Annotated in this window: 21 protein-coding genes and 2 pseudogenes; 13 read left to right on the top strand and 10 right to left on the bottom strand. The window is 64.2% G+C overall.

All coding sequences use genetic code 11. The features are described 5' to 3' along the window. Nucleotides 1-226 precede the first annotated feature (226 nt). Both A5711_RS27575 and A5711_RS10995 read right to left on the bottom strand, forming a co-directional pair. Nucleotides 227-397: pseudogene (locus A5711_RS27575) on the bottom strand (fasciclin domain-containing protein); the annotation flags it as partial. Beyond that, nucleotides 389-1,561, bottom strand: a pseudogene (locus A5711_RS10995) (flavin-containing monooxygenase); the annotation flags it as partial. The pseudogenes A5711_RS27575 and A5711_RS10995, both read right to left, overlap by 9 nt. 573 nt (nucleotides 1,562-2,134) lie before the next feature. Between A5711_RS10995 and A5711_RS10990 the strand changes: the two are divergent. Both A5711_RS10990 and A5711_RS10985 read left to right on the top strand, forming a co-directional pair. Further along, entirely contained in the window at nucleotides 2,135-2,872 is a 738-nt protein-coding gene (locus tag A5711_RS10990; RefSeq protein WP_067946330.1) for a cutinase family protein, read from the top strand. A gap of 85 nt (nucleotides 2,873-2,957) precedes the next feature. After that, nucleotides 2,958-3,515, top strand: coding sequence for a nitroreductase family deazaflavin-dependent oxidoreductase (locus A5711_RS10985; protein WP_156744871.1), 558 nt, complete (start codon nucleotides 2,958-2,960; stop codon nucleotides 3,513-3,515). Between the two features lie 10 nt (nucleotides 3,516-3,525). Here the strand turns inward: A5711_RS10985 and A5711_RS10980 are convergent, their stop codons facing one another. From A5711_RS10980 to A5711_RS10970, 3 genes are read right to left on the bottom strand one after another with little or no spacing between them, the layout of a single operon-like run. Continuing rightward, nucleotides 3,526-4,272, bottom strand: a complete 747-nt coding sequence (locus tag A5711_RS10980; protein WP_067946326.1) for an Rv3717 family N-acetylmuramoyl-L-alanine amidase — start codon at nucleotides 4,270-4,272, stop codon at nucleotides 3,526-3,528. 16 nt (nucleotides 4,273-4,288) lie between these two features. Continuing rightward, complete coding sequence (locus A5711_RS10975) at nucleotides 4,289-4,945, bottom strand: enoyl-CoA hydratase-related protein (protein WP_067946324.1); 657 nt, start codon at nucleotides 4,943-4,945, stop codon at nucleotides 4,289-4,291. Then, a complete protein-coding gene (locus A5711_RS10970) occupies nucleotides 4,942-5,568 on the bottom strand; it encodes a TetR/AcrR family transcriptional regulator (RefSeq protein ID WP_067946321.1) in 627 nt (208 codons plus the stop codon). The genes A5711_RS10975 and A5711_RS10970 overlap by 4 nt, the downstream gene beginning before the upstream one ends. 117 nt (nucleotides 5,569-5,685) lie before the next feature. Between A5711_RS10970 and A5711_RS10965 the strand changes: the two genes are divergently transcribed. From A5711_RS10965 to A5711_RS10955, 3 genes are all read left to right on the top strand, one after another. Next, the gene (locus tag A5711_RS10965; RefSeq protein WP_067946319.1) at nucleotides 5,686-5,895 is read left to right on the top strand and encodes a three-helix bundle dimerization domain-containing protein; all 210 of its coding nucleotides are present in this window, start codon (nucleotides 5,686-5,688) and stop codon (nucleotides 5,893-5,895) included. 69 nt (nucleotides 5,896-5,964) lie between these two features. Beyond that, on the top strand, nucleotides 5,965-6,381 hold the full coding sequence (locus A5711_RS10960; protein ID WP_067946317.1) for a DUF6636 domain-containing protein: 417 nt from the start codon (nucleotides 5,965-5,967) through the stop codon (nucleotides 6,379-6,381). A 60-nt stretch (nucleotides 6,382-6,441) separates the two neighbouring features. Beyond that, nucleotides 6,442-7,611, top strand: coding sequence for an acyl-CoA dehydrogenase (locus A5711_RS10955; protein ID WP_067946315.1), 1,170 nt, complete (start codon nucleotides 6,442-6,444; stop codon nucleotides 7,609-7,611). Here the strand turns inward: A5711_RS10955 and A5711_RS10950 are convergent. After that, nucleotides 7,608-8,171 (bottom strand): TetR/AcrR family transcriptional regulator, encoded by a 564-nt coding sequence (locus A5711_RS10950; RefSeq protein WP_067946313.1) that lies wholly within the window; start codon nucleotides 8,169-8,171, stop codon nucleotides 7,608-7,610. The genes A5711_RS10955 and A5711_RS10950 overlap by 4 nt on opposite strands. Before the next feature lie 213 nt (nucleotides 8,172-8,384). On the opposite strand from A5711_RS10950, the gene A5711_RS10945 reads away from it, so the two are divergent. After that, on the top strand, nucleotides 8,385-9,653 hold the full coding sequence (locus A5711_RS10945; RefSeq protein ID WP_231987459.1) for a hypothetical protein: 1,269 nt from the start codon (nucleotides 8,385-8,387) through the stop codon (nucleotides 9,651-9,653). A gap of 46 nt (nucleotides 9,654-9,699) precedes the next feature. Then, a complete protein-coding gene (locus A5711_RS10940; protein ID WP_067946310.1) occupies nucleotides 9,700-10,548 on the top strand; it encodes an SDR family NAD(P)-dependent oxidoreductase in 849 nt (282 codons plus the stop codon). Here the strand turns inward: A5711_RS10940 and A5711_RS10935 are convergent. Beyond that, nucleotides 10,545-11,504, bottom strand: a complete 960-nt coding sequence (locus A5711_RS10935) for an SMP-30/gluconolactonase/LRE family protein (protein ID WP_067946308.1) — start codon at nucleotides 11,502-11,504, stop codon at nucleotides 10,545-10,547. The genes A5711_RS10940 and A5711_RS10935 overlap by 4 nt on opposite strands. Before the next feature lie 170 nt (nucleotides 11,505-11,674). Here A5711_RS10935 and A5711_RS27570 point away from each other — a divergent pair, with 170 nt between their 5' ends. Both A5711_RS27570 and A5711_RS10930 read left to right on the top strand, forming a co-directional pair. Further along, entirely contained in the window at nucleotides 11,675-12,136 is a 462-nt protein-coding gene (locus A5711_RS27570; protein WP_255398242.1) for a very short patch repair endonuclease, read from the top strand. 64 nt (nucleotides 12,137-12,200) lie between these two features. After that, nucleotides 12,201-13,277: a DNA cytosine methyltransferase gene (locus A5711_RS10930; RefSeq protein ID WP_067946332.1), complete on the top strand. Its 1,077-nt coding sequence runs from the start codon at nucleotides 12,201-12,203 to the stop codon at nucleotides 13,275-13,277. A gap of 460 nt (nucleotides 13,278-13,737) precedes the next feature. Here the strand turns inward: A5711_RS10930 and A5711_RS10925 are convergent, their stop codons facing one another. Further along, nucleotides 13,738-14,691 (bottom strand): HNH endonuclease, encoded by a 954-nt coding sequence (locus A5711_RS10925; protein ID WP_156744870.1) that lies wholly within the window; start codon nucleotides 14,689-14,691, stop codon nucleotides 13,738-13,740. A gap of 535 nt (nucleotides 14,692-15,226) precedes the next feature. On the opposite strand from A5711_RS10925, the gene A5711_RS26275 reads away from it, so the two are divergent. Next, nucleotides 15,227-16,528, top strand: coding sequence for an AAA family ATPase (locus tag A5711_RS26275; protein WP_197520779.1), 1,302 nt, complete (start codon nucleotides 15,227-15,229; stop codon nucleotides 16,526-16,528). Nucleotides 16,529-16,544: 16 nt separating this feature from the next. Further along, nucleotides 16,545-17,165, top strand: a complete 621-nt coding sequence (locus A5711_RS26270) for an HNH endonuclease (protein ID WP_197520778.1) — start codon at nucleotides 16,545-16,547, stop codon at nucleotides 17,163-17,165. Between the two features lie 236 nt (nucleotides 17,166-17,401). On the opposite strand, the gene A5711_RS10920 is transcribed toward A5711_RS26270, so the two are convergent. Together A5711_RS10920 and A5711_RS10915 are read right to left on the bottom strand one after the other, a co-directional pair. Then, on the bottom strand, nucleotides 17,402-18,472 hold the full coding sequence (locus tag A5711_RS10920) for a DUF4062 domain-containing protein (RefSeq protein WP_067946305.1): 1,071 nt from the start codon (nucleotides 18,470-18,472) through the stop codon (nucleotides 17,402-17,404). Nucleotides 18,473-18,821: 349 nt separating this feature from the next. Continuing rightward, entirely contained in the window at nucleotides 18,822-19,274 is a 453-nt protein-coding gene (locus tag A5711_RS10915; RefSeq protein ID WP_067946303.1) for a VOC family protein, read from the bottom strand. Between the two features lie 84 nt (nucleotides 19,275-19,358). Between A5711_RS10915 and A5711_RS10910 the strand changes: the two genes are divergently transcribed. Further along, nucleotides 19,359-20,612 carry a cytochrome P450 gene (locus A5711_RS10910; protein ID WP_067946301.1) on the top strand — a complete coding sequence of 418 codons (1,254 nt, stop codon included), beginning with the start codon at nucleotides 19,359-19,361 and terminating at the stop codon, nucleotides 20,610-20,612. Beyond that, a partial coding sequence (locus tag A5711_RS10905) for a S9 family peptidase (protein WP_067946298.1) occupies nucleotides 20,613-21,481 on the top strand: 869 nt, incomplete at its 3' end.

Here is a 21,481-nt window from a genome sequence, read left to right as displayed (position 1 = left end):
CATGATCGACACGGTGCTGATGCCGCCGGCGTAACGGCGGAATGGCCCACCCGTCAGTCGCATTCGCCACACCAGCCTCTTCGAGCAGTGACGCGCTCTTTGCCCGCCTCACAGCGACAATCCGGCGGCGCACCCAAGTTGTCGCTCAGAGGCGGGCAAACAGCCAACCGCTTCCCGTGCCGGGGCTGGTGTGGCGAATGCGACTGACGGGTGGGCCATTCCGCCGTTACGCCGGCGGCATCAGCACCGTGTCGATCATGTACACCGTTGCATTGGCGGTGGGCACGCCGCCGCAGACCAGACCCGCGTTGTTGACCTTGAGGCCGTTGCCCTGCCCGGTGACGGTCACGTTCGCGCCCTGAACCGTCTTGTGGGAGCCGGCGACCCTGGCCGGGCTCAGGTAATTGGGGAAGTACGGCATCGTGACGCCCTGGTAAGCCTGGAACCGGGTCTCCCGCCACCACTTGCCCAGGTTGCGCCCCTTGCGCCCGACCACCTCGATGGCCGGGAAGTTGGCCTCCCACAGGTCGAAGCCGGTCGCCAGCACCAGGGTGTCGATGACGGTCTTGCGCCCGTCGACGGTGACGATGCCGTCCGCCTCGATCCGCGCGATCGAGTTGGTCTCCAGGTGCACGTTCGGTTTGGTGAACGCCCGGTAGAACTCGTTGGAGAAGGTGGGTCGCTTGCAGCCGAGGTCGTAGTCCGGCGTCAACCTTGCGCGCAGCTCCTTGTCCCGGATCCACCGGAATCGGTTGATCTTGGCCAGGTCAGCCGCCGAAATGTTCCCCCGGCCGCGGAACTCCCGCACGTGCAGCGCGCAGACGATCATGATGATCTCGAGGAGGATGTCGGTCACCCACCGCAGCCCGCGCTGCGCGGCCGGCACCCGGGCGAACAGGCGCCGCACCGCGGGGGGAAACCCGAAGTCGAACTTGGGCAGCACATGGGTCGCGGTGCGCTGGTAGACGGTCAGTTCCGCAGCGCGTTCGGCCAACTCCGGGATGACCTGCACCGCGGACGCCCCGGTCCCGATGACCGCGATCCGGCGCCCCCGGTACCGGAAGTCGTGGTCCCACGCGGTCGTGTGGACCACCTTGCCCTCGAAGCTCGCAATGCCCGGGATGTCCGGCATCCGCGGCTGCGACAGGAAGCCCGTCGCGGTGATCAGGAAGCGGGTGGCCAACGTTTCGCCGCCGGCCAGCGCCACCCGCCACACTTCGGCGTCCTCGTCCCACTGGGCGCCTTCCACCGTCGAGTTGAACCGCATGTGGCGACGCACGTCGTACTTGTCGGCGACGTCCGCGGCGTACTGCTTGACCTCGCGGCCCGGCGCGAACAGCCGCGACCAGTTCGGCTTGGGCTCGAACCAGTACGAGTACGTGGTCGACGGGATGTCGACGGCGATGCCCGGGTAGTGGTTGACGTGCCAGGTGCCGCCCAGGTCGTCCTCGCGGTCGAGGATGACGAAGTTTTCATACCCGAGGCGCTTGAGCTGGATCGCGGCCCCGATGCCGCCGAAGCCCGCGCCTACGATGACGGCGTCGAAACGATCCGTGTTCACAACCTGCTCCGTGGCTAATCGCGGCTTACGTACATAAAGAACTCTCACTAACCTTACGGAATTCTAATAAACCTGTGTGCAAGACGCACTCCGTGTCGAGCGGTGTGACCTTACTGACATCAACGCGGGAAGCTCGGCAAACCACCCGTTGCTCCGGTGTCGGAGCCTCGGTGCTGGTCGCACCGGGCGTCCGCGCGCACCGGTCGGGCGACGACGGCGACGGAGCTAACGGACATTTTTTACGCCAAAGCCGCTGCCGCAGAGCCGAACCTGCGACGGGCGTCCCTCATCGGGCGGCTGGCCCGCCGAAAGTCACGTCCCCGAAACCGGTTTCACCGGTAACCACGTCGTCACCTTCCTGTGTCGGCGGCGTTGCGGTTCAAGCCCGGCTATTCTTGACAATCGGCACCGAACGACGGCTCAGGCTTTTCGCTATGTGGCTCTCGGCCGTTCGGATGGATGCCATTTCGGTGCGTCGACACGCGGGCCTCATCCGACGCTTGTCGACGCACCTCGGTATACAGGAAACGATGGCGGAGTTTTGACCAGATTGGCAGTTGGGGAGGCACCCGTATGGGCATTAGTCGCGGCATGATCATCCGTTCCCTTGCTCCCGCAGTAGTTGCAGCGTCCGGCCTCGGCGCGTCGGCGCTCGCTGGTTCTGTCATCCCCTCCGCCGCCGCCCAGTGTCCGGACGTGCAAGTGGTGTTTGCCCGCGGCACCGGTGAAGCCCCCGGCGTCGGCCCCACCGGACAGGCCTTCGTCGACTCCCTGCACTCGCGCGTCGGCGCCAAGTCCTTCGATGTCTACCCCGTCAACTACCCCGCCAGCGACCAATGGGACACCGGGATCGACGGCATCAGAGACGCCGCGGCCCACGTCAATTCGATGGCCCACGACTGCCCCAACACCAAAATGGTGCTCGGCGGCTACTCCCAAGGCGCGGCCGTGATGGGCTTCGTCACCTCACCCGCGGTCCCCGACGGCGTCGACCCCAACACCGTGCCCAAACCCCTGGACCCCGCGGTGGCCAGCCACGTGTCCTCGGTCGTGCTCTTCGGCATGCCCAACGTGCGCGCGATGAACTTCCTCGGCGAACCCCCCGTCGTCATCGGCCCGGCGTATCAGGACAAGACCATCAAGGTCTGCGCCACCGAAGACCCCGTCTGCTCCGACGGCATGAACTTCGCCGCCCACAACACCTACGCCGACGACGGCGCCATGATCGACAAGGGCGTCGCCTTCGCCTCCAGCCACCTCGACGCGAGTGGGCCGGCGAACGCGCCAGCGGTCAGGCCCTTCGGCGGCTGAGCGACCGCTCGGCTAGCGGCTCGTGTAGCCAGAGAATGACTTTCGTCTCTGGTGCACGGCGGCCGGTCGGGTGTCAGCTTGGTGGATGGTGCTCGATAACCGCCCGGTAGGGCGCGCGCTGGGTCGCGGCCTGGTAGGCGTAATGCTGGTGGCGCTGGTCTGGCTGGTGTTGGTGCCCAGAGTCTTCCGGCGAAACCGCGACCTCATGCTCAAGGTCGGCCCGTTCCGGGGATTTCTGAGGAGGTACAACGACGCGACCCGCAAGATCTCCGGAACGAAGCGGTCGTCATGGGCACTGCTGACCCACGTTGGGCGCCGCAGCGGGCGCGTCTATCAGACGTCGCTCGGCGCGATCCCGTATCGCGACGGCTTTCTTTTGCCGTTGGGGTACGGCCCGCACACCGACTGGTACCGCAACCTGATGGCCGCGGGATCATGCACGCTGGCCTACAAGGGCCAGGCCTATTGGCTCGAGCGCCCCGAGCTCGTCTCCTGCCCGGACGTGATGCGCGCCTGGCCGACGAGGTCCCGAATCCTGCTGCAACTGGCCGGGATCCACGACTTCGTGTGGCTGCACCTAAGCCGCGAGCAGCGAGCGGAGTCCGCTCCCCTGGCTTCTCAGGTGGACCACGCGGCCAACTGAGGGCGGACCCCTAGGTCGGTTTGGCGTTCAGGTACGCGACGATCCCCTGCGTGACGGCGGCGGCGTATCTCGCCCGGCCGTCGGGGCTTTGCATCCGTGCGGCGTCGTCGGCGTTCTTCATGTTGCCGAGTTCGACGAGAATCGCCGGGTACTGGGCGAGGTTGAGCCCCGCAAGGTCGTCCCGGCCGTACAGTCCGCCCGAGCCGATGTAGTTGGCCGGCTGAAAACCGGCCTGCACCAAGGCGTCCCGCATCGTGTTGGCCAGCTGGACGGCGGGACCGGCCTGCACCTCGTTCAAGGGCGGGCTCGAGTAGTTCACGTGGAAGCCGCTGCCGGAAGCGGGTCCGCCGTCCGCGTGGATGCTCACGATCGCGTCGGGGCGCATCGCGTTGGCCGCCGCCGCGCGCTGGTCCACGCAGGGGCCGACCGAACTGTCGTCGCCGCGCGAAAGCTGAGTACGGACGCCCATTCCGTTGAGCGACTCGTTGATCAGCGCCACGACCGCCCAGGCGAACGCGTGCTCGGGATAGCCGTCGTTGGTGGCGGCGCCGGACGTTTGGCACGCCTTGGTGCCGCCGCGGCCGTTCGGCACCTGCTGGTTGATCGACGCGTCGTTCACGGCGTTGTGGCCCGGGTCGAGGAAGACGGCCGATCCGGAGACACCGGCGGCGGCTCGCGGGGCGGTCACCAGCCCGGCGCCGAGCAGCACCGGCGCGAATCTCAGCACGTCGCGCCGCGAAACGGATCCCGGACTCACCGCGCGATGGTAACAATCACACGTCGGTCAACGCCCGGGCCGCGGCGCGGAACATGGTCTGCTTGATCGCGCCGAGCGTGCCGGGGTCCTTGCCGCCCAGCGGGCGCAGCAGGTCGGTCGCCGCCGCGGTCACCTCGCCCTCGGCGGCGGTCGCATCGACGATGCCGAATTCGGCGGCCTCTTCCCCACCGAACCGCCGCCCCGTCGTCATCGAGGCCACCGCGGCGCGCGGCGTGAGCTTCGCCTGGATCAGCGCGGCCATGCCGTCGGTGAATGGAATCCGGATGTCGACCTCGGGGAAGCAGAAGAACCCTCGGTCGGCGCGCATCACCCGCACGTCGTGGGCCATGGCGAGCATGGCGCCGGCGCCGAAGGCGTGTCCGGTCACCGCGGCGGCGGTCGGCATCGGGAAGGTGAGGACGCGGGCCAGCAGGGCCTGCACCCGCCCGACGTACGCCTGGGTCTGGTCGGCGTGGGCGCCCAGCCAGTCCAGATCCAGCCCGTTGGTGTAGAACTTGCCGCTGGCGGTGGTCACCAGCCCCTGGGCGCCGGCCTGCTGGATGTCGTCGAGCTGTTCGTTGATCGCGTCGAGAAACTCCGGGGAGAACCGATTCTCGTCCTCGCCGAGGTGGAGCACCGCGATCTTGTCGTCCCAGCTGAATGTCGGTGTCATGTCGTGTTCTTCTCTCTGGTTGTGCGCCGGGGCTCCCCGGCGTCGAGCACGGCGCGGACCGCGGCCCGCAGCCGCTTCCGGGCCTCCGGATCTTTGACCCTGTTGCGGCGCAACAGGATCGCGGTCGGCAGATCGACGATGCAGGTGGTGATGACGTCAACGGCTGCCGCGTCCTTGCGGTCCCACAGCCGGCGGGCCAGCCGAATCATCGACTCCACCAGCAGCCGGTCCAGGTCGCGCAGCTGCGTCGCGATGTCAGGCGGCGTCTCCGGGCCCAGCAGCTCGTCGCGGCGCACCGTGAGTAGCAGCTGTGACGACTCCGGGTGGCTTTCGGCGAAGACGGCGGGCGCCTCGGCCGCCGCCACCACGGCGGCAACACCATCCCCCTCGGGTGCGGCGTCGATCAATTCGCCTTGCGCGCTGAGGAATCGATGTCCGGCCCGCAGCCAGGCGCGCCCGACGAGTCCCGCCCGCGAGCCGAACGTGTGGTACAGCGCGCCGTTGGAGACTCCGATCGCGTCGCTGACGGCCCTGATCGTGACCGACGCCGGGCCGGACCGCACCGCCAACCGCTCGACGGCGTCCAGGATCTGATCCTGGTCGTGAACCCTCGGACGAGGCATTCCGGCATAGTAACAGAGCAATCGCTCTGTTACTGACCGCGGCCAGTTCACGCGATCGCAGCACCCTCTTAACGCGAACCGGTTTGACGGCGAGGCCCGGTCGGGAACCCCCTGCTCATGGGTAAGGTCACACAGGTCAACGAAGAAATGCTGTTGGCGGATATCGAGCGGCAACTGATCGACGAGTTCCCGCAGATCCCATCGGAGGTCGTCGACGCCGTCATCCGCGAAGAGCGTGCCCGGTTCACGCACAGCCGCGTCCGCGAATTCGTTCCGTTGTTCGTGGAGAAGCACACGCGAGAGCAACTGCGCGCGCGGTCCAACTAAGGAAGCCTCTACCGGCAGGATTCTCGGCTTTCCGCCCCAAACGGGCGGGTCTGCGCCTACGCTCAGCAAATGATCAGGCAGGCGCCCGTCATCGGTGCGGTGGTTGCGGCATTTGCCGCGACGCCGGTGCCCGCACGCGCCGACACCCTGAACTTTCAATCCCCGTCCGGGAACATCTACTGCGTCCTCGACAGCCCCGGTGTCGCGTGCGACATCAGCGACTTCGACTACCAGCCACCGCCACCCCCGGAGTGCGGCAAACACCTCGCCTGGGGCAATCGCTTCGTCCTCACCGCGGGTCAACCGGCCGCGATCCATTGTCACGGCGACACCCTGCGCGTCACCGGCGAGCCGACGCTCGACTACGGCCAGACCAGGTCCGCCGGAACGCTCACCTGCGACAGCGAGCCGTCGGGCATGAGATGCACCGACACCAGCACCGGGCATTACTTCCGGGTGTCGCGGGATTCCTACGAGCTGGGCTGAGAACCGTTCTGCTCGAACCGCTTACGTGACCGTACAAAATAGTATGGTACGGTCGTCGCCATGTCCGCGGTCGACACTTCCCCGACGTACGGCATCACCGACGACTTCGTCGCCCGGCTCGCCGAGCGCGCCGACGAGGCCGAGCGCCTGCGTCGGCTGCCCGCGGCGACGGTCAGCGAGTTCCGCGACACCGAGCTGTTCCGGCTGTTGCTGCCGGCGCGGTTCGGCGGCTTGCAGGCGTCGTTTCCCGAATTGCTGGAACCGATTCGGCGGATGGCGCACGGGTGCGCGTCCAGCGCCTGGACGCTGGGCTTCTACGCCCTGCACAACTGGATGCTGTCGCTGTTCGACATGCGGGTGCAGGAGGAGGTGTTCGCCTCGGGTCCGGTGCTCGCGCCCGCTCCCCTGGCCCCGACCGGCCGCGGCACCCCGACCGACGGCGGGGTGCGCCTGACGGGGCGCTGGTCGTGGGCCACGGGAGCGATGGATGCGGACTGGGTGATGGTCGGGGCGCTCATCGAGCGGCCGGACCGCATCGATCCGGCGCTGGTGGTGGTGCCCGCCGACCAGGCCGAGGTCGTCGACACCTGGCACACCGCGGGCATGCGGGGCACCGGGTCCCACGACGTGATCCTCACCGACGTCCTCGTCCCGGAACATCGCATGGTCGCCGTGGCCGACATCTACGGCGGAACGGCGCCCGGGGCGAAGGCGCATGGGGTGCCGACATATCGGTGGCCGATGGTCCCCGCGCTCGCGCTGGTGGCGTCGATGCCGGTGCTCGGGGCCGCCGAGCGGGTGACCGAGCTGTTCGCCGAGCGGCTGGGCCAGCGTGTCCTGGCGTATAGCGGTGTGGCGCAAAAGGATCAGCCCGCCGCCCAGATCCGGCTGGCGAGTGCGCGGGTCCGGTTGCGGGCTTTAAGGGCGCTGGTCGACGAGACCGCCGACGGCATCGACCGGATGGTGGCCGCCGGCGAGCGGGTGCACCGGGCGGTGCGGGCCGAGGCGCGGCTGGCGGCGGCCCACACGGTGCACGAGAGCCGGGCGGTCATTGCCGATCTGCTGGACGCCTCCGGGGCCAGCGCGCAGTTCCTGTCCAATCCGCTGCAACGTTTCAAGCGCGACGTGGACATCGCGGCCGGGCATGTCGTGTTTGATTACGACGTGAGCCGAGAGTTGGCCGGGGCGTTGGCGATTGGTGCCAAGATCTCCCCGATCGCGATGGTCTAGTCCTTGAGCATCAGCTCGAGGAACCGTTCCCGCTGGGCGATCTGCTGCGCCTGCTGGGCCGAGCCGGCCAGGTGCAGCAGCCCGATGCCGGCGGCGAAGGTCAGCTCGGCGCGCAGCTTGGCGTCCTCGGGGCCGAAGCCGTAGTCGCTGTACGCCTTGGTGACGGAGCGCAGCAGGCGCCGGTCGGCGGCGCGGATGTTGGCGGCGGCGGCCGGATCGGTGCGGGCCCATTCGCGCATCGCGCGTTCCAGCGTCCAATGCCCCGGGCTGGTCAGCGCGGTCATCATGGCGGACAGGCGTTCTCGCGGGGGCAGGGCGTCGAGCTCGGCCAGCGACTGCCGGTCCTTTTCCAGAAAGGTGTTCCACGAGTCGACCAGTGCCGCCCGGTAGCTGTCCATGTCCTGGAAGTGCCAGTAGAAGCTGCCGCGGGTAACGCCCGCCTGCTGGCAGAGGCGCTCGATCTTCAGCGCGCGCACCCCCTGCTCGGCGAGCAGCGTGTAGCCGGCCTGCAGCCAGTCCTCGACTGTCAGGCGAGGGGGCGAGGGCTTGCGTGCGGCCACATCGTGCAAGGTTACTGGTGGACGCGGCCCAGGTAGGCGAGGTGCGCCCGTACGCGCGGCGCCGACCCCTCTTCGGCCTTGGTGAATTCCTTCCGAACACGCGGCTAACCGGGAGGTCCGGGTACGACACGGGTGTAATGTCCGGGTTTGCTAGCCGACAAATTCCTGTTAACTCTTGGCCCGCTGCGGCCGGCCGAAGGACCAGGGGGTGCCGTGACCGAGGTGTCCGATCTGTCGGCGACGATCGACAACGACGATGTCGTGGTGTCGTTGCAGGACGAATCCCTGCTGTTGGGCGGTGACCCCGCCGCGGTCGAGTCTTATCTGACCCGGCTGCGGGCGACCGCCGGCCACGCCATGCGCGTCGCCGGCATCGACAGCGCCTCGCTCGCGAACGCGGCGATCGCCGGGCTGGCATCGTTCCTGGCCGACTCCGGCAAGTACGTGCAGTTGCATCGCGACACCGTGGACGCGTTGAGGGAAGGCAACCTCGTTCCCCTCAGCGACGGCGTCTTCCGGCTGACGACGGGCGTCGACGCCGGCGAGCTCCTGGCGCAGCTGCAATGGCGACCGGAGCTGCTCGGGCCCGAGGTGATGCTCTCGGCCCAGATGATCGCGGTGCAGATGGCGTTGAAGTCCGCGGTCGCCGAGGTCGAAGACGCCGTCCGGCGGGTCGAGGACAAGGTCGAATCGGTGCTCGAAGTCGCCCGGGCGCAGCGCGCTGGCGACGTGCTGGGCACCAGCCTGACGATCTCGCGGATGGTCGACTCGTTGGACAAGTACGGGTCGCTGCCCGACGCGTACTGGGAGTCGGTGGCCGCGCTGGGGCCAGCGCTCAACGTCACTGTGGAGCAGCTGCGCAACCACGTCAGCCGCATCCTGGCGTCGTTCGATCACACCATGGGTGTGCAGCAGCGGGCCGGGAAGCTGCGAAATGCCATCAGCGAGAACCGGCTTGGCGACACCCTGAGCCTGTTGGTGATCGCCGAGGAAGCGCTGCACAAGTGGCAGCGGCTGAACCTCGCCCGCATCGAGGCGAAGGAGCCCGAGCAGCTGCTGCGGGCGATCGACGAGGCTCGCGAGCTCGTCGACCATCACCTTCGCGAAGACCTCGACATTTACCGAAGCGCGAAGGAAGTCCTCGACCGGTTCGGCAAGTCTAAGGCGGTTGACGGCTTCCGATTCTGGGCGGTGCGCGAGCTGGCCAAGCAGCGCGTCGCCCTGCGCGACGAGCTCGACCGTTTCGCCAATGCTCGTCAGCACCAGGTGGAGACCTGGGAGGACTTCCATATTCCGAGCGTGCTCGACGCCGCCTTGGCCACCCTCGAAGCCGTCGGAAGCGTTACGGGCCAGGCACTCGTGGGCGTGGGCCGAGGGATCGTGTGGTTGGGCGCGCACGTGGTCGAGCCGTTCCGGGGACGTGGCGATGAAGGCTCTCAGGCCAGCAGCTCTGGGCTCGAGGAACACCAGCCGGCGTGCTGATTCAGCGGTGGCGCCGCGGACTGGTTGCGGCGCAACGGAGGTCGGCGTGATCGATTTGGGACTGTCAGGCAAGCGCGCGGTGGTGTCGGGCGCGGGCTACATCCCGGAGCGCGCGGGCCACGGCTGGTTCACATCGTTGGCCCTGGCCGAAGCGGACGCCTCGGTGGCGTGCATCGACATCGACGAGCGGCGCGCGGAGCAAGTTGCCGGCGAGATCGTCGGCCGGGGCGGCCATGCAGTCCCGATCGTCGCCGACATGACCGACCCCGTGCAGGTCGGCCGGGCGATCGATGACGCCGTCGCGGCGCTGGGCGGTATCGACGTGTGCGTGGACATCATCGGTGGCGCCACCTGGTCGAAGGTCGAGGACTTCACCCCCCAATTGTGGGATACGGCAATCCATTACAACCTGACCCAGGTGTTCTATCTTTTTCAGGCCGCGGCCAGGTACATGATCGGCCAGGGCAGCGGTGGATCGCTGGTGGCGATCGCATCGGTCGACGGCATCGCCTCGGCGACCTACCACGCCGCCTATGGCGCGGCGAAGGCCGGCGTCATCTCGTTGGTCAAGACCTTCGCTGATGAATTGGGGCGCTACGGCATTCGCGCCAATGCGGTCGCGCCGGGCAATGTGGGCTCGGGCAACGAGGATCAGCCGCCGAATGAGTACAACGCCAACGGCATCAATCCGCTGGCGGCGCCCCGCGCGCACGACGTCGCAAACGCCGCGTTGTTCCTGTCCTCCGAGCTGGCCGCCCGCATCACCGGCCAGACCCTTGTCGTGGACGGGGGTGCCACCATTCGGCAGTTGTGGGGGTTGGGCGAGTCGATGATCCCTTCTGATCCCGAGGCGGCGCTGCCGGACTTCATGCGGCCCGGGCCGTCGGGCGACTAGCGCTGATGGATTATCGGCAAGCCCGGAACCGAGCTTCTGCCCTTGAGCACGTACGGCGTCGTGATCGAGCCGATGTAGATGTCGCGCATGTCTCGGCCGCCCCAGGCGATGCTCGTCGTGCTTTGTAGTAGCGCTCCGTCGGGGTCTTCGAGTACCGTTTGCGCCTGGCCGTCCGGGCTGATCGCGACGATCTTGTTAGCGAGAACCAGTGTGACCCAGAGGTTTCCCTCGGCGTCGAACGCGCATCCGTCGGCCATCCCCCACCGACGACTCACCTGCGGGTCAGCCAGGAACCGGCCGGCGTCGGGGCCGTACTCGTCCGGTCGCCGCTCCCCCAGCGGCGGGCCGAATTGTTCTTGGGGGCCGAGTGTGTCGCCTTCGATCGCGAACCGCACGACGTCGGCGGCTACGGTGCGGACCACATACAGATAGTGCTCGTCCCGGTCCAGCGCCATGCAGTTGGGGAAGTTCACGCCCTCGGCGACCACGCGCGTCGATTGGCGATCGGGCGCGACGCGAACGATGAACCCATCGGCCGTGCCGTGCGCGATGGTATAGAGGAGGTCGTCGGCCGTCGTGCTGACCGAACACCACAACGCCCCAATGGAATCCACCAAGACGAAGTTCAGCCACCGCAGCGGACGTCCGTCGAGTTGTCCACCCAGTACTTCCGTGATCGCGCCGGTTGCTGGGTCGAGATCCTGCAGCACACCCAGGCCCCAATTGGCGATCAGAAAATGGCCGTCGCGATCGAGCGCGATCCCGTTCGGCTCGCCGCCGGCCTGGCCGATATGCCGGACGGTGTGCTCGTCGATGAGTTCGGCGACAGCAGAGGCCTTGTCTGAGGCGAACACTCGGCTGTCGCCCGCTACAACGACGTGTTCCGGCCGATCCACGCCGCGACCGACGGGACACAAACCGGTCACCCAGATGGTGGTCTCGCTCGTTCCGCTCATCTACGCGCCCGATGCCCAATGCGCTCGCGATCCGAATCGGTGCCCTTCGGTTCACCCGAGTGATAGGTGACATTGTTGCGCGTATCCGTGACGGTGTCGACCCTCACGACGGCGGCCTTACTTCGACTCGCCGATTTCCCTCCGGACACACGCGGCACCACAATCGTATAGTGACTCGGACGAAGCCTTCGAAAGCGACCGAGAGCTGGACCAGCCCGTCTGCGGTGCGCTCCCGCAACATGGCGGCCGTCAAGCGCGCCAACACGAAGCCCGAGGTTCAACTCAGATCAGCTCTACACTTGATCGGCTACCGCTTCCGCAAGGACTTCCCTATCCGAGTCAACCGGCGTCTGGTCAGGCCCGATGTGGCGTTCACCAAAGTCCGCGTAGCGGTGTTTATTGATGGCTGCTTCTGGCATATGTGTCCAACCCATGGCGAGATCCCCGCCACGAACGTCGGGTTCTGGAGGCACAAGCTTGAGGGCAACGCATCACGGGACAGAGAGCAAACCCGGCTGCTTACCGACGCTGGCTGGACAGTCGTCAGGATTTGGGAGCACGAACCGCTGGAATCGGCGGTGGCACAAGTAGAGGCTGCGCTTCCTTCACGGCCGCCCGCGAAGACGACATAGGCAGCGGCGCGCGCCGATGCCGGTTGTTGTCGCCCCGCCGTCGTACTATGCGTTCGTGCCCACGATGATCGATCTGTTTGCTGGATGCGGCGGCATGACCAGCGGTTTTACAGCCAAGGGATTCTCGCCAGTCCTGGCGGTCGAGTGGGATCTGTTCGCAGCAGCGACCTACGCAGCGAACTTCGGCGAGGATCACACGCTCTGGCGTGATATAGCCACTGTGAAGAAGTCCGAGATCCCGAAAGCTGACGTCGTGATCGGCGGCCCACCTTGCCAGGGATTCTCGAATCTAGGGACAAAAGACGTGAACGATCCGCGCAACAAGCTTTGGCGCGAGTATTTAAAGGTTGTGAAGGCGGCCGACCCCAAAGTCTTCGTGATCGAGAACGTGGACCGCTTCATGCGTTCACCCGAGTTTGGCCTGCTTCTTGAGGAAGCCGACCATGGGAGCCTGTCGCGATACAAATTGAATTACGGACAGCTCAATGCCGCTGACTTCGGAGTCGGCCAACGTCGGATCCGCACTATAGTCATCGGCTCCCGGATCGGCCCGATCGAGTTGCCAGACCGGACGCACGCCCGGGAGCCGCAATCCCGCTCGATCAAGCGCTGGGTAACGACGAGGCACCGTATTAGCGGGGTGCCCGAGGAGCCGACTTCAAAGCATCTCCCCGATTCGATGGTTGAGTTCTTTGGAGAGCATGTCCCCGGCACATTCAAAGGCATCGAAATTCACCTCGGTCGGACGCCGACCCCTTTGTCCCGCCAGCGATACGATCATGTTCCTCAGGGGGGCGGACGATTCGACGTACCAGACCACCTGCTTCCCCGTTGTTGGCGCGAAAAGCCCACAGGCACAACGGATGTGATGGGCCGAATGCGCTGGGATATGCCATCCCACACCATCCGGACAGAGTTCTTCAAGCCCGAGAAGGGCGCATACCTCCATCCACAATGGGACGAAGAGGGTCGACACCGGGTGAACCGACCCATCACGCACTATGAGGCAGCGTTGCTGCAGGACTTTCCCGAAAAATTCCTATGGTGCGGTACGAAGATCGGCATTGCCAAACAGATCGGAAACGCGGTCCCGGTCGGGCTCGCTCGCGCCATCGCAACCCACCTCAACAAATACCTCTGAGGCAGAAGCCTCATCGGGGCGGGCCAAGCCAGGGGAGCTTCACGTGATCGGCGTGCCTGGCACAATCGATCCGTGCCAGTTGACGATGACTTTTCATTCGACACTGCCCGGCAAACTAATGCCGGACTGCTGGCGAAACAAACCCAACGGCACAACTAACGCCATGGGCCGGATGCGTTGGGGTGCGTCATCGCTCACGATCCGCAAATAACTCTTCAAGCCCGAGAAGGGCCGTGTCTTTGCCCACAGTGGGACGTCAAGAACCTACGCAAACGGGTAGGTTGAGTGCATCACGCATTCCAGGCGTCGCTGCTGCAGGACTTCCCTGACACATTCGTGTGGTGCGGGTCGAAGATCGAAATTGCGAAGCAGATCGGCATCGCCGTTCCTTGTGGCGTCTGCGGTCGCTAAGCAGATCAAGAACGCCTCTATAGTGAGCTCGCACTAGACGCGAACGAAGTCAGCGTCTCCGACGCTCGTCGCGCCGCCTCGCTTGAAATTCAGTGGTTTCCCTTAGGTGGCACCTGTGGCAATACGTAACGAGATTGCTCTCGTCGTTCAGCTGCTCTACTGGTAAAGCATCGAGCTGCTCGGCCACCGCATTGCGGTGGTGGACCTCTAGGTAAAACCGTCTGTCGCCTGCCGCGTCAGCCCTGGCGCGATTCTGGCCACAACGTTGGCAGGTGAAGTTTTCGCGCTCGAATACGCGTGCCCGCAGGTTCTCGGGGTAGAGACGTTGGCGGGGGTCCATTAGATCCACCTCGTCGACGGACACCAGGCGGTACTCCCCTGGCTTTAGTAGTGGGTCCTCGATGTGAGACTCAAGGGGCCATCCCATCTCGTCGCGCAATTCGCGAGCGCGCCTGACGCCCTCCTTAATCTTTGCGACGTAGTCGATGTCATCGCGAGTGACGACCTCGCCGACGTAGGCCCGCAGGAACGCTTTGATCCGGCCTGGAGCGCCGCCGCTGGTCCGACGTATCGCATTCATTTTCTTCCAGCGCGCGGCCGCCGCTTCGTCAGGCTGCACGTCGCTCAGCAGATAGCGCTCGTCGCGCTCGGCAATGTCATAGCCCTCCTGGACGCGAAGCTCACGAACGCGTCGCGCCCACTCCCCAATACCGCTCACGGCGGCCAGCTCCTCGCCGTCCAACCATTCACCGACATTGCTTTTTAGGTGCGCGAGTATCGCCTGACGGGCGCCCTGTCCGCGGGCTGCGCGAGGCTTACGGCCGAATTCACGAATGACGAGTATCCGAAGGTCGGCGATCACACTGTCCAAGTCCGACCGCGATGTCTGCGTGCCGAGGCCGTCGGCGACGGACTCCAAGCGACGGGCAAGTTCGCGGATGCGGGTGGCGACGTCCGGGGCGGGCACTCCGGCAACATTGCCGGCAATGACCAGGCGTTTCAATCATCACACACGTCCACCAGAAGGCCCACCTGAAGGTGCAGGGCTGACGGGCGGGGTATTGGGTTTGGTCAGGCGGGATTCGCCGCGGCTTCGTTAGTCTCCCTCGCGACCTCGCGCTCGGCACGTTTTAAGCCGTACCGCGCAAGTTAGCTAGCCAGCACTACGCTCGCCTGCTCGCGTACACGAACGGCCCTAGGCAGCATGCCTGACCGCCGTACATAGCCTTTCAGAGGCGTTTCCCGGTAAGGCGAGGGCCCCGAGCCCGCGACGAGCGGATTATGAGTCCCTTTCCGCCGCGCTCGCGACTAGGCGAAACGGTTGGCGGATTCGGACATATCGCCTACACTGCGACGCTTTTGAGTGTTTCCGGTACGGCTCCGGTTCGGGCTAGATTCGCCCTAGAATCGCCCCCGGAAGCCGCGTTCGCGCCGCAACGAGTTTGCTCGAGGTTTAGCTATCGGCGGGCGAACGTTGGCGGTCACTGGCGGCGTGAGACCGCCACGCCGGCCGGTACTTGCCATTAGGCTGTTTGGACGTGACCGTAGAAACGACGGATGCTCCCCAGGCTCCGCCTCCAGGCTTTGCGACCCTCACACTCGACAATTGGCGCCAATTCGAATCAGTCCGCATCAATTTTCATCCTCGCTTTACAGTTCTCACGGGTGCCAACGCAAGCGGCAAATCGACCCTGCTTGGCATACTTGCTCGTCACTTTAATTATGCTCGTGGCTATTCTCCCGAGCCGACGGAGCGGTCGAGCAAACGACGTTGGCGAATCCTCAGGCGACTTCGCAATCAGCAGTATGCCGAAGGACAATTAGTGGACATTGGCGCCCTAACTTACGGCACAAATACATCCACGCCGATTCGCGTTCCGGTCAACGATACGTCGGAGAATCGCGCGGAATATAGTCTGGACCTTCCTACTCAACAACACGTAGAAGGCGCTTTCCTACCTTCACATCGATTGGTTTCAGGGAATTATGTTGCTATAGCAGAGATTCCGACTATTTTTGCAGATGCGGATACATTATTCACGCAGTTTGATAATGAACTGCGCGTAAGGTGGCAGAACTCGACTAGCCATCGCCCCCCACAGTACGCTTTCAAACAGGCTCTCATTGCCGCAGCAATCTTCGGGAATTCCGGAAACGAACATGTTGAGTTCAATCCGTTGGCAGCAGAAATTTGGCGGGGATTTTTAGAAGTCCTCCGTGAAGTCATGCCTGAACCGATTGGTTTCATCAGTATTCGAATCCGAATGCCCGACCTAATTATTGAGACGAAAACAGGCGATTTCATTGTAGATGAAGCATCAGGCGGCATATCCGCGATCTTAGAGATGGCATGGCAGATTTTTTTGCGATCGCGAACAAAAACGAGATTCACGGTTTTGATCGACGAGCCCGAAAACCATCTCCATCCCAGCCTCCAAAGGGAAATCATGCCTAGCTTGCTGCGTGCGTTTCCTGGCGTGCAATTTATCGTCGCCACTCATAGCCCTTTCGTCGTCACATCTTCGCCCCACTCCGCGGTATACGCGCTCGAATTTAACTCGAATCATCGCGTTTCATCGCGCGAGCTTGATTACGCTAATAAAGCTGCGAGTGCGGATGAAACCCTTCGCAAGGTACTTGGGGTACCAAGCACACTCCCCGGATGGGCAGAGAGTAAATTTGACGAAATCGTGCAGCGGTTTGCGCAACAGCCGCTCGACGAAACCAGTATTAGCGCCATGCGGAATGAACTTCGGCGAAATGGCCTCATGACGGAGTTCCCGGAGGCAATCCTCCGGGCCGCCGACGAATCAAGCGGTGGCAATGCGTCGGTTGACTAAAGGGACCGAGCCCGAAGTGTTGGTGACCAACGGCGCGCAATGGAACAAGGAGTATGAGGAGGCGCACCGTGCAGGCACGTTGGGTCCCCGGCATGAACATTGGCGGCACGGCGATATCCGCGGAGCACTGAGCGCAGAGACTCTCAGAAAGTGCGCGTACTGCGAAGGGTTCGTTGGCGATGTGTCATACCCGCACGTTGAACATATAAAACCGAAGTCGCACTTTCCTGGCTTATCCCATGTTTGGACGAATCTCACGTGGGCTTGCGAGCCGTGTAATAAGAAAAAGGGTGACTATTACGATCAGTCGGAGCCGGTTCTCGATCCCTACGAAGATGAGGCTACCGAGCACCTCGATTTTTTTGGCGGCATTGTAACGGTGAAGTCTAACTCCACCCGCGGCGAGATAACCAGAACGCTTCTGCAGCTCAACCGAATTGATCTGGCTTATTCCCGGCTAAGTCGGCTAATGTCAATAGAGGACCTCTACGACAAATGGAAAGCCGCAGACGACCCACTCAGGGATGTACTTGCGAAGGCGATCCGCACGAACGTCCTCGAAGGCGAGTTCACTGCTACCGTCACTCAGTTCTTGGAGCACGTGGGTTTTCCCATGGCAGGCGAGTCCATCGACTAGGAGACTCGCCCGACCTAACCCGTCGCCATTGGCACAACGGTGCAGACCTCGGCGACACGTACCGGGGCCCGGACCTTGGCGTGCAGGCAAGACAGGCCCGCCGAAAAAGAGGCGACCCACCCGCGCGGCTATCCCGGCGAGCGGGTCGGGTAGCAAGCACGAATACGATGCTCTCGTTGCCGATCATGTTGTCGGGTTGTGCCTACGGGGTGGGCCCATCTGGGCCAGTTGTGTCGTCACTGTCCGACTTCGACAATCTCATCATCGTCGTTGTCCCCATGCTTGACGGCACGAAGAAAGACAAGGTGCCTGTCACCCTTCTCCGTGAGGGCAAGGTACTTAGTGGTGTTCGTTGTCGATCGCTTTTTCTGTCCCTTGTCGATTAACCCAAGTGCGCGGAACTGGACGACGATCATGCCCCAATCGTCGTCGTAAATCGTCGCGTCGCGATCCCGCCAGTCCTTCGTCTTTTCCCTGTCCTCCTCGTCCACCTGGCTGAAGGCGTGCTGCACAACTCGGTCGCGGACATCCACTTCCGTGGCCTCGTCAATCATGATCGGTCCGATATCGCCGAATAGGTCGTCCCACGTCGTAACCGCGTGAGTATCGAGGTACCAGTGTTTCCACTGATTCTTCTCAACAGTCCTGCCGGTGATCTTTATAGGAATCGCAACGAGGTCATCACCTTGTGCGAGGTCCGATGTGTCTTCAATCAATGCCTTCTGCGCGCTCTCACGATCCGCGTTCGCCTTCGCCAATTGCTCACGAAGATCAATGATTTCGCGCTGAGTATCAACAGTCATCGCCAGATCAGCACGCACCCATCCGATTCTCGGATTTGTCCTGAAAGCGCGGGCCAGGCTCGACATGACGTGCCCGCGAAGTTCTGCAGCATTGGTGAAGTGTTTGACCATCCGCTGCTCGACCTTGGCGCGAAACTCTGCAAGTTTCTCCCGTGCGTCATCCTTTTGGTCCGTCTTGCCTTGCTCGATCTTGTCGGGATCACCGTGCACGAAGCCAAGGATTGGTATGCCTTTCGCGACGGCGTAGTCATACTCGTGCTCCGTGTAACTGATTCCCTCGGCGCTAACGCTCCCGTACCGACCAGCGACCACGACGATGTAGTAATCGCTTTGGTCGATCACCTGCTTGATCAGCGTCAACTGGTCGTCGTCGGCAGCGGGGAACATTTCCATGCCTGCCGGTAGATGCCCAAAATCCAGGATCGCTTGAATGACTGCGGCCCGTTCCTCCGTCAGGTCGGAATACGTCGAGCTAAGGAATACCTGGTAGCGCTTGTCCTCCACCCACCCATAGTCTCAGCGGCCGCTGACAGCTCATGCAAAGCCACGCCGACCGGCTGGCATCAGGCTCCCTGAAGTCATGGACGGCATCGCGCCGCCAGCGCTACCGCGCGGCAGCACAGAGCATCGAGCTCGAGCGGTGTTACTGCCGGCGCAGGAGTGGCCTGTTAGCTAGCGGCACCGACCTCGCCGCCGGTATTCCGCCGCGCGGCGCGACGACGCCGCGTCGAGAGGCCCGATCGGACCAGACTAGCGACGAAAAAGGGCTTCAACCAGGAGAAATGCGGTGGGGCTCGAACCCGCGGCCAGCGGATTATGGGACCTTAACCGGGCAGCCTTGAACGAAACCCATTTAAGGCCGCGGGGGCAACGCCGCCAACCACCCGTCCGCAAGCAACTCCAGCAACTGCCCATCCGGATCCCGGATCATCGCCATCGCCTCGGTCGCGGTCCCCTCGACCACCGCTCCCCCAAACTCCGCAACCTTCTCCAACGCGCCGGCAAGATCGGACACCGAGAACGAGATGTGTGTCAGCCCAATCTGATCCATGACCCGCTCGGACCCGGCGTGAACCTGACGCTTCGAGTAGTCCATGAGTTCGAGCACAAATCCGTCGCGCACCAAGTAGGTCGCATGAACCCCGAGGGGCTCGGGAAGCTGCACCAGCTTGGACGTCGGGCCGTCGGGCGGATCGAGTTCCCACCAGAACTGAAAGCCGAGCACGTTCTCGTAGAACCGCCGCGACCGCTCGCGGTCGGAGACGCACAACCCGACGTGGTTGAAGGTCGTCCGGTGACTACCCATCGTGGCCTTTCTCGGCGGAACCAGGCGCGTAATAATGCAAAGATAGTGTAAAAAGCACCTCGGTCGCGGTGGAGGCCCTCGAAGATGACAACCCGTCCCGACGTAGCCGATGACGCCTTCGTCGACTTCGATCATCACTCCGACGCGTTCAACCTCAACGAACTGGCCATCAATAAAGACCTGAGAAGCAAGTGCCCCGTCGCCTGGAACGAGAACTACGGCGGCTTCTGGTACCTCAGCAGCTACGACGCCGTCAGCCGAACGGCGAGAGACGGCGACACCTTCGCCCACAAGTACGAGCCGAACGCCGAAGACGGCGTCGACTACCAAGGCGAGATGGGCGTGCCGCGCCCCGAAGGCCAACCGGCCCTGGGCATCGGCGAAGTCGACGGCCCCTACCACCTCGCCCTACGGCACGCGCTGGCCCCGTTCCTCTCCCCCGGCGCCGTCCAGAAGCTAAAGCCCTTCATGGAGCAGAAAGCCCATGAGTTCCTCGACCAAAAAATCGAAGACGGACAGATGGACCTCGTCCTCGACTACGCCAGCCCGGTCCCGGCCATCCTCACCATGAAGCTGATGGGCCTGCCCCACGACAACTGGCACCTCTACGCCAACCTCTTCCACTCCGTCATGGCCGTCCCGCAGGACAGCCCGGAGTACCTCGAAGCCATCGGCAAAGTCCCAAAAATGATGGAAGAAGTCCTCGAGTACGCAGCCAGCAGGCGAGCCAAACCCGAAGACGACCTGACCAGCTTCCTCATCCAGTTCGAGTTCGACGGCCGGCGCCTCACCGACGACCAGCTGCTCAATATCCTGTGGAACCTCATCGGCGGCGGCGTCGACACCACCACCTCCCAAACCGCGCTGACGCTCCAATACCTGGGCACCCACCCAACCCTCAGGCAACAACTCATCGACCACCCCGAGCTCTACCGCACCGCCACCGACGAATTCCTGCGCTACTTCTCGGTCAACCAAACCCTCAGCCGCACAGTCACTCACGACGTCGAGCTCAACAGCCAGCGCCTGAGAAAGAACGACAAAGTCGTCATCAGCTGGCTCTCCGCCAACCACGACGAGAAGGAATTCCCAAATCCCGACGAGATCATCCTGGACCGCGCGCCCAACCGCCACGTCGCCTTCGGCCTCGGGCCGCACCGCTGCATCGGCTCCCACCTCGCGCGCCTCATGTCCGAAACCATGGTCAGGGCCGTCCTCGACCGCATCCCCGACTACCAAGTGGACGTCGAAAACGTCCACCAATACCTCGGCAACCCGAGCATGACCGGCCTGGGCAGGCTGCCGGTCACCTTCAGCCCCGGAGCGAAGCGAGGCTAGATGCCAGACAGCGCCCGCGGACCCGCCAACCCGATCACGCAATTACTCGGGCCATTCACCCGGACCGGCGGCTTCTACGCCCGCTCCTGGGGCACCTACCTGGATCGTCAGTCCGACGAGCTACCGGTGGCCCGGCCCACCATCGCGCTCGCGGCGCAGGCATTCCGCGACGAAATCCTGCTGAGCGGCTTCAGCCTGCTGCGCCGAGCCCCCGACGCTGAAACGCTGGAACGAATCGACACAGAAGTCGTTGCGGCACAAGAGTTCTACAAAGACAAGGGCTGGCTTGAAAATCCCGAGGGGTTCTTCGCCGCGCCCCCTCCGCCCACCGACGTGACGGTCAAACGCGTCAGCAGCATGGGACGCAACTACGAGCGGCTGTCCTTCGACAGCGACTACGAGCCCCATGACGGCGAACCCGGCCGGGAACGGTGGCTCAGCTACCCACGCAACCACCGCGAATACGCACTGATGTTCCGGCACCGCCGGCCGCGGCCCTGGCTGATCTGTATCCACGGCGCCGAGATGGGACGGGCCGCGCTCGACCCCATGCTGTTTCATGCCTGGCACCTGTACCGCGATCTCGACCTCAACATCGTGCTACCGGTGCTCCCCATGCACGGCCCCCGGGCAAGCGGCCGAAAGTTCCCCAGTGAGGACGTGCTCGACGACGTCCACGGCGCCGCCCAGGCGGTCTGGGACATCCGGCGCCTCATCGCCTGGATCCGCGCGCAACAGCCCGACGCCGCGATCGGGGTGAACGGCATCTCGCTCGGCGGTCTGATCTCGTCGCTGATCGCCAGCCTCGACGACGGCCTCACGTGCGCGATCCTGGGCGTGCCTGCCGTCGACCTGGTGGACCTGGTCGC

This window comes from Mycobacterium sp. E2238, from assembly GCF_001672665.1.
In the GTDB taxonomy this organism is placed as follows: Bacteria; Actinomycetota; Actinomycetes; order Mycobacteriales; family Mycobacteriaceae; genus Mycobacterium.
Note: the sequence above shows the minus strand (reverse complement) of the source record. Positions and strands in the feature narration are given on the sequence as shown.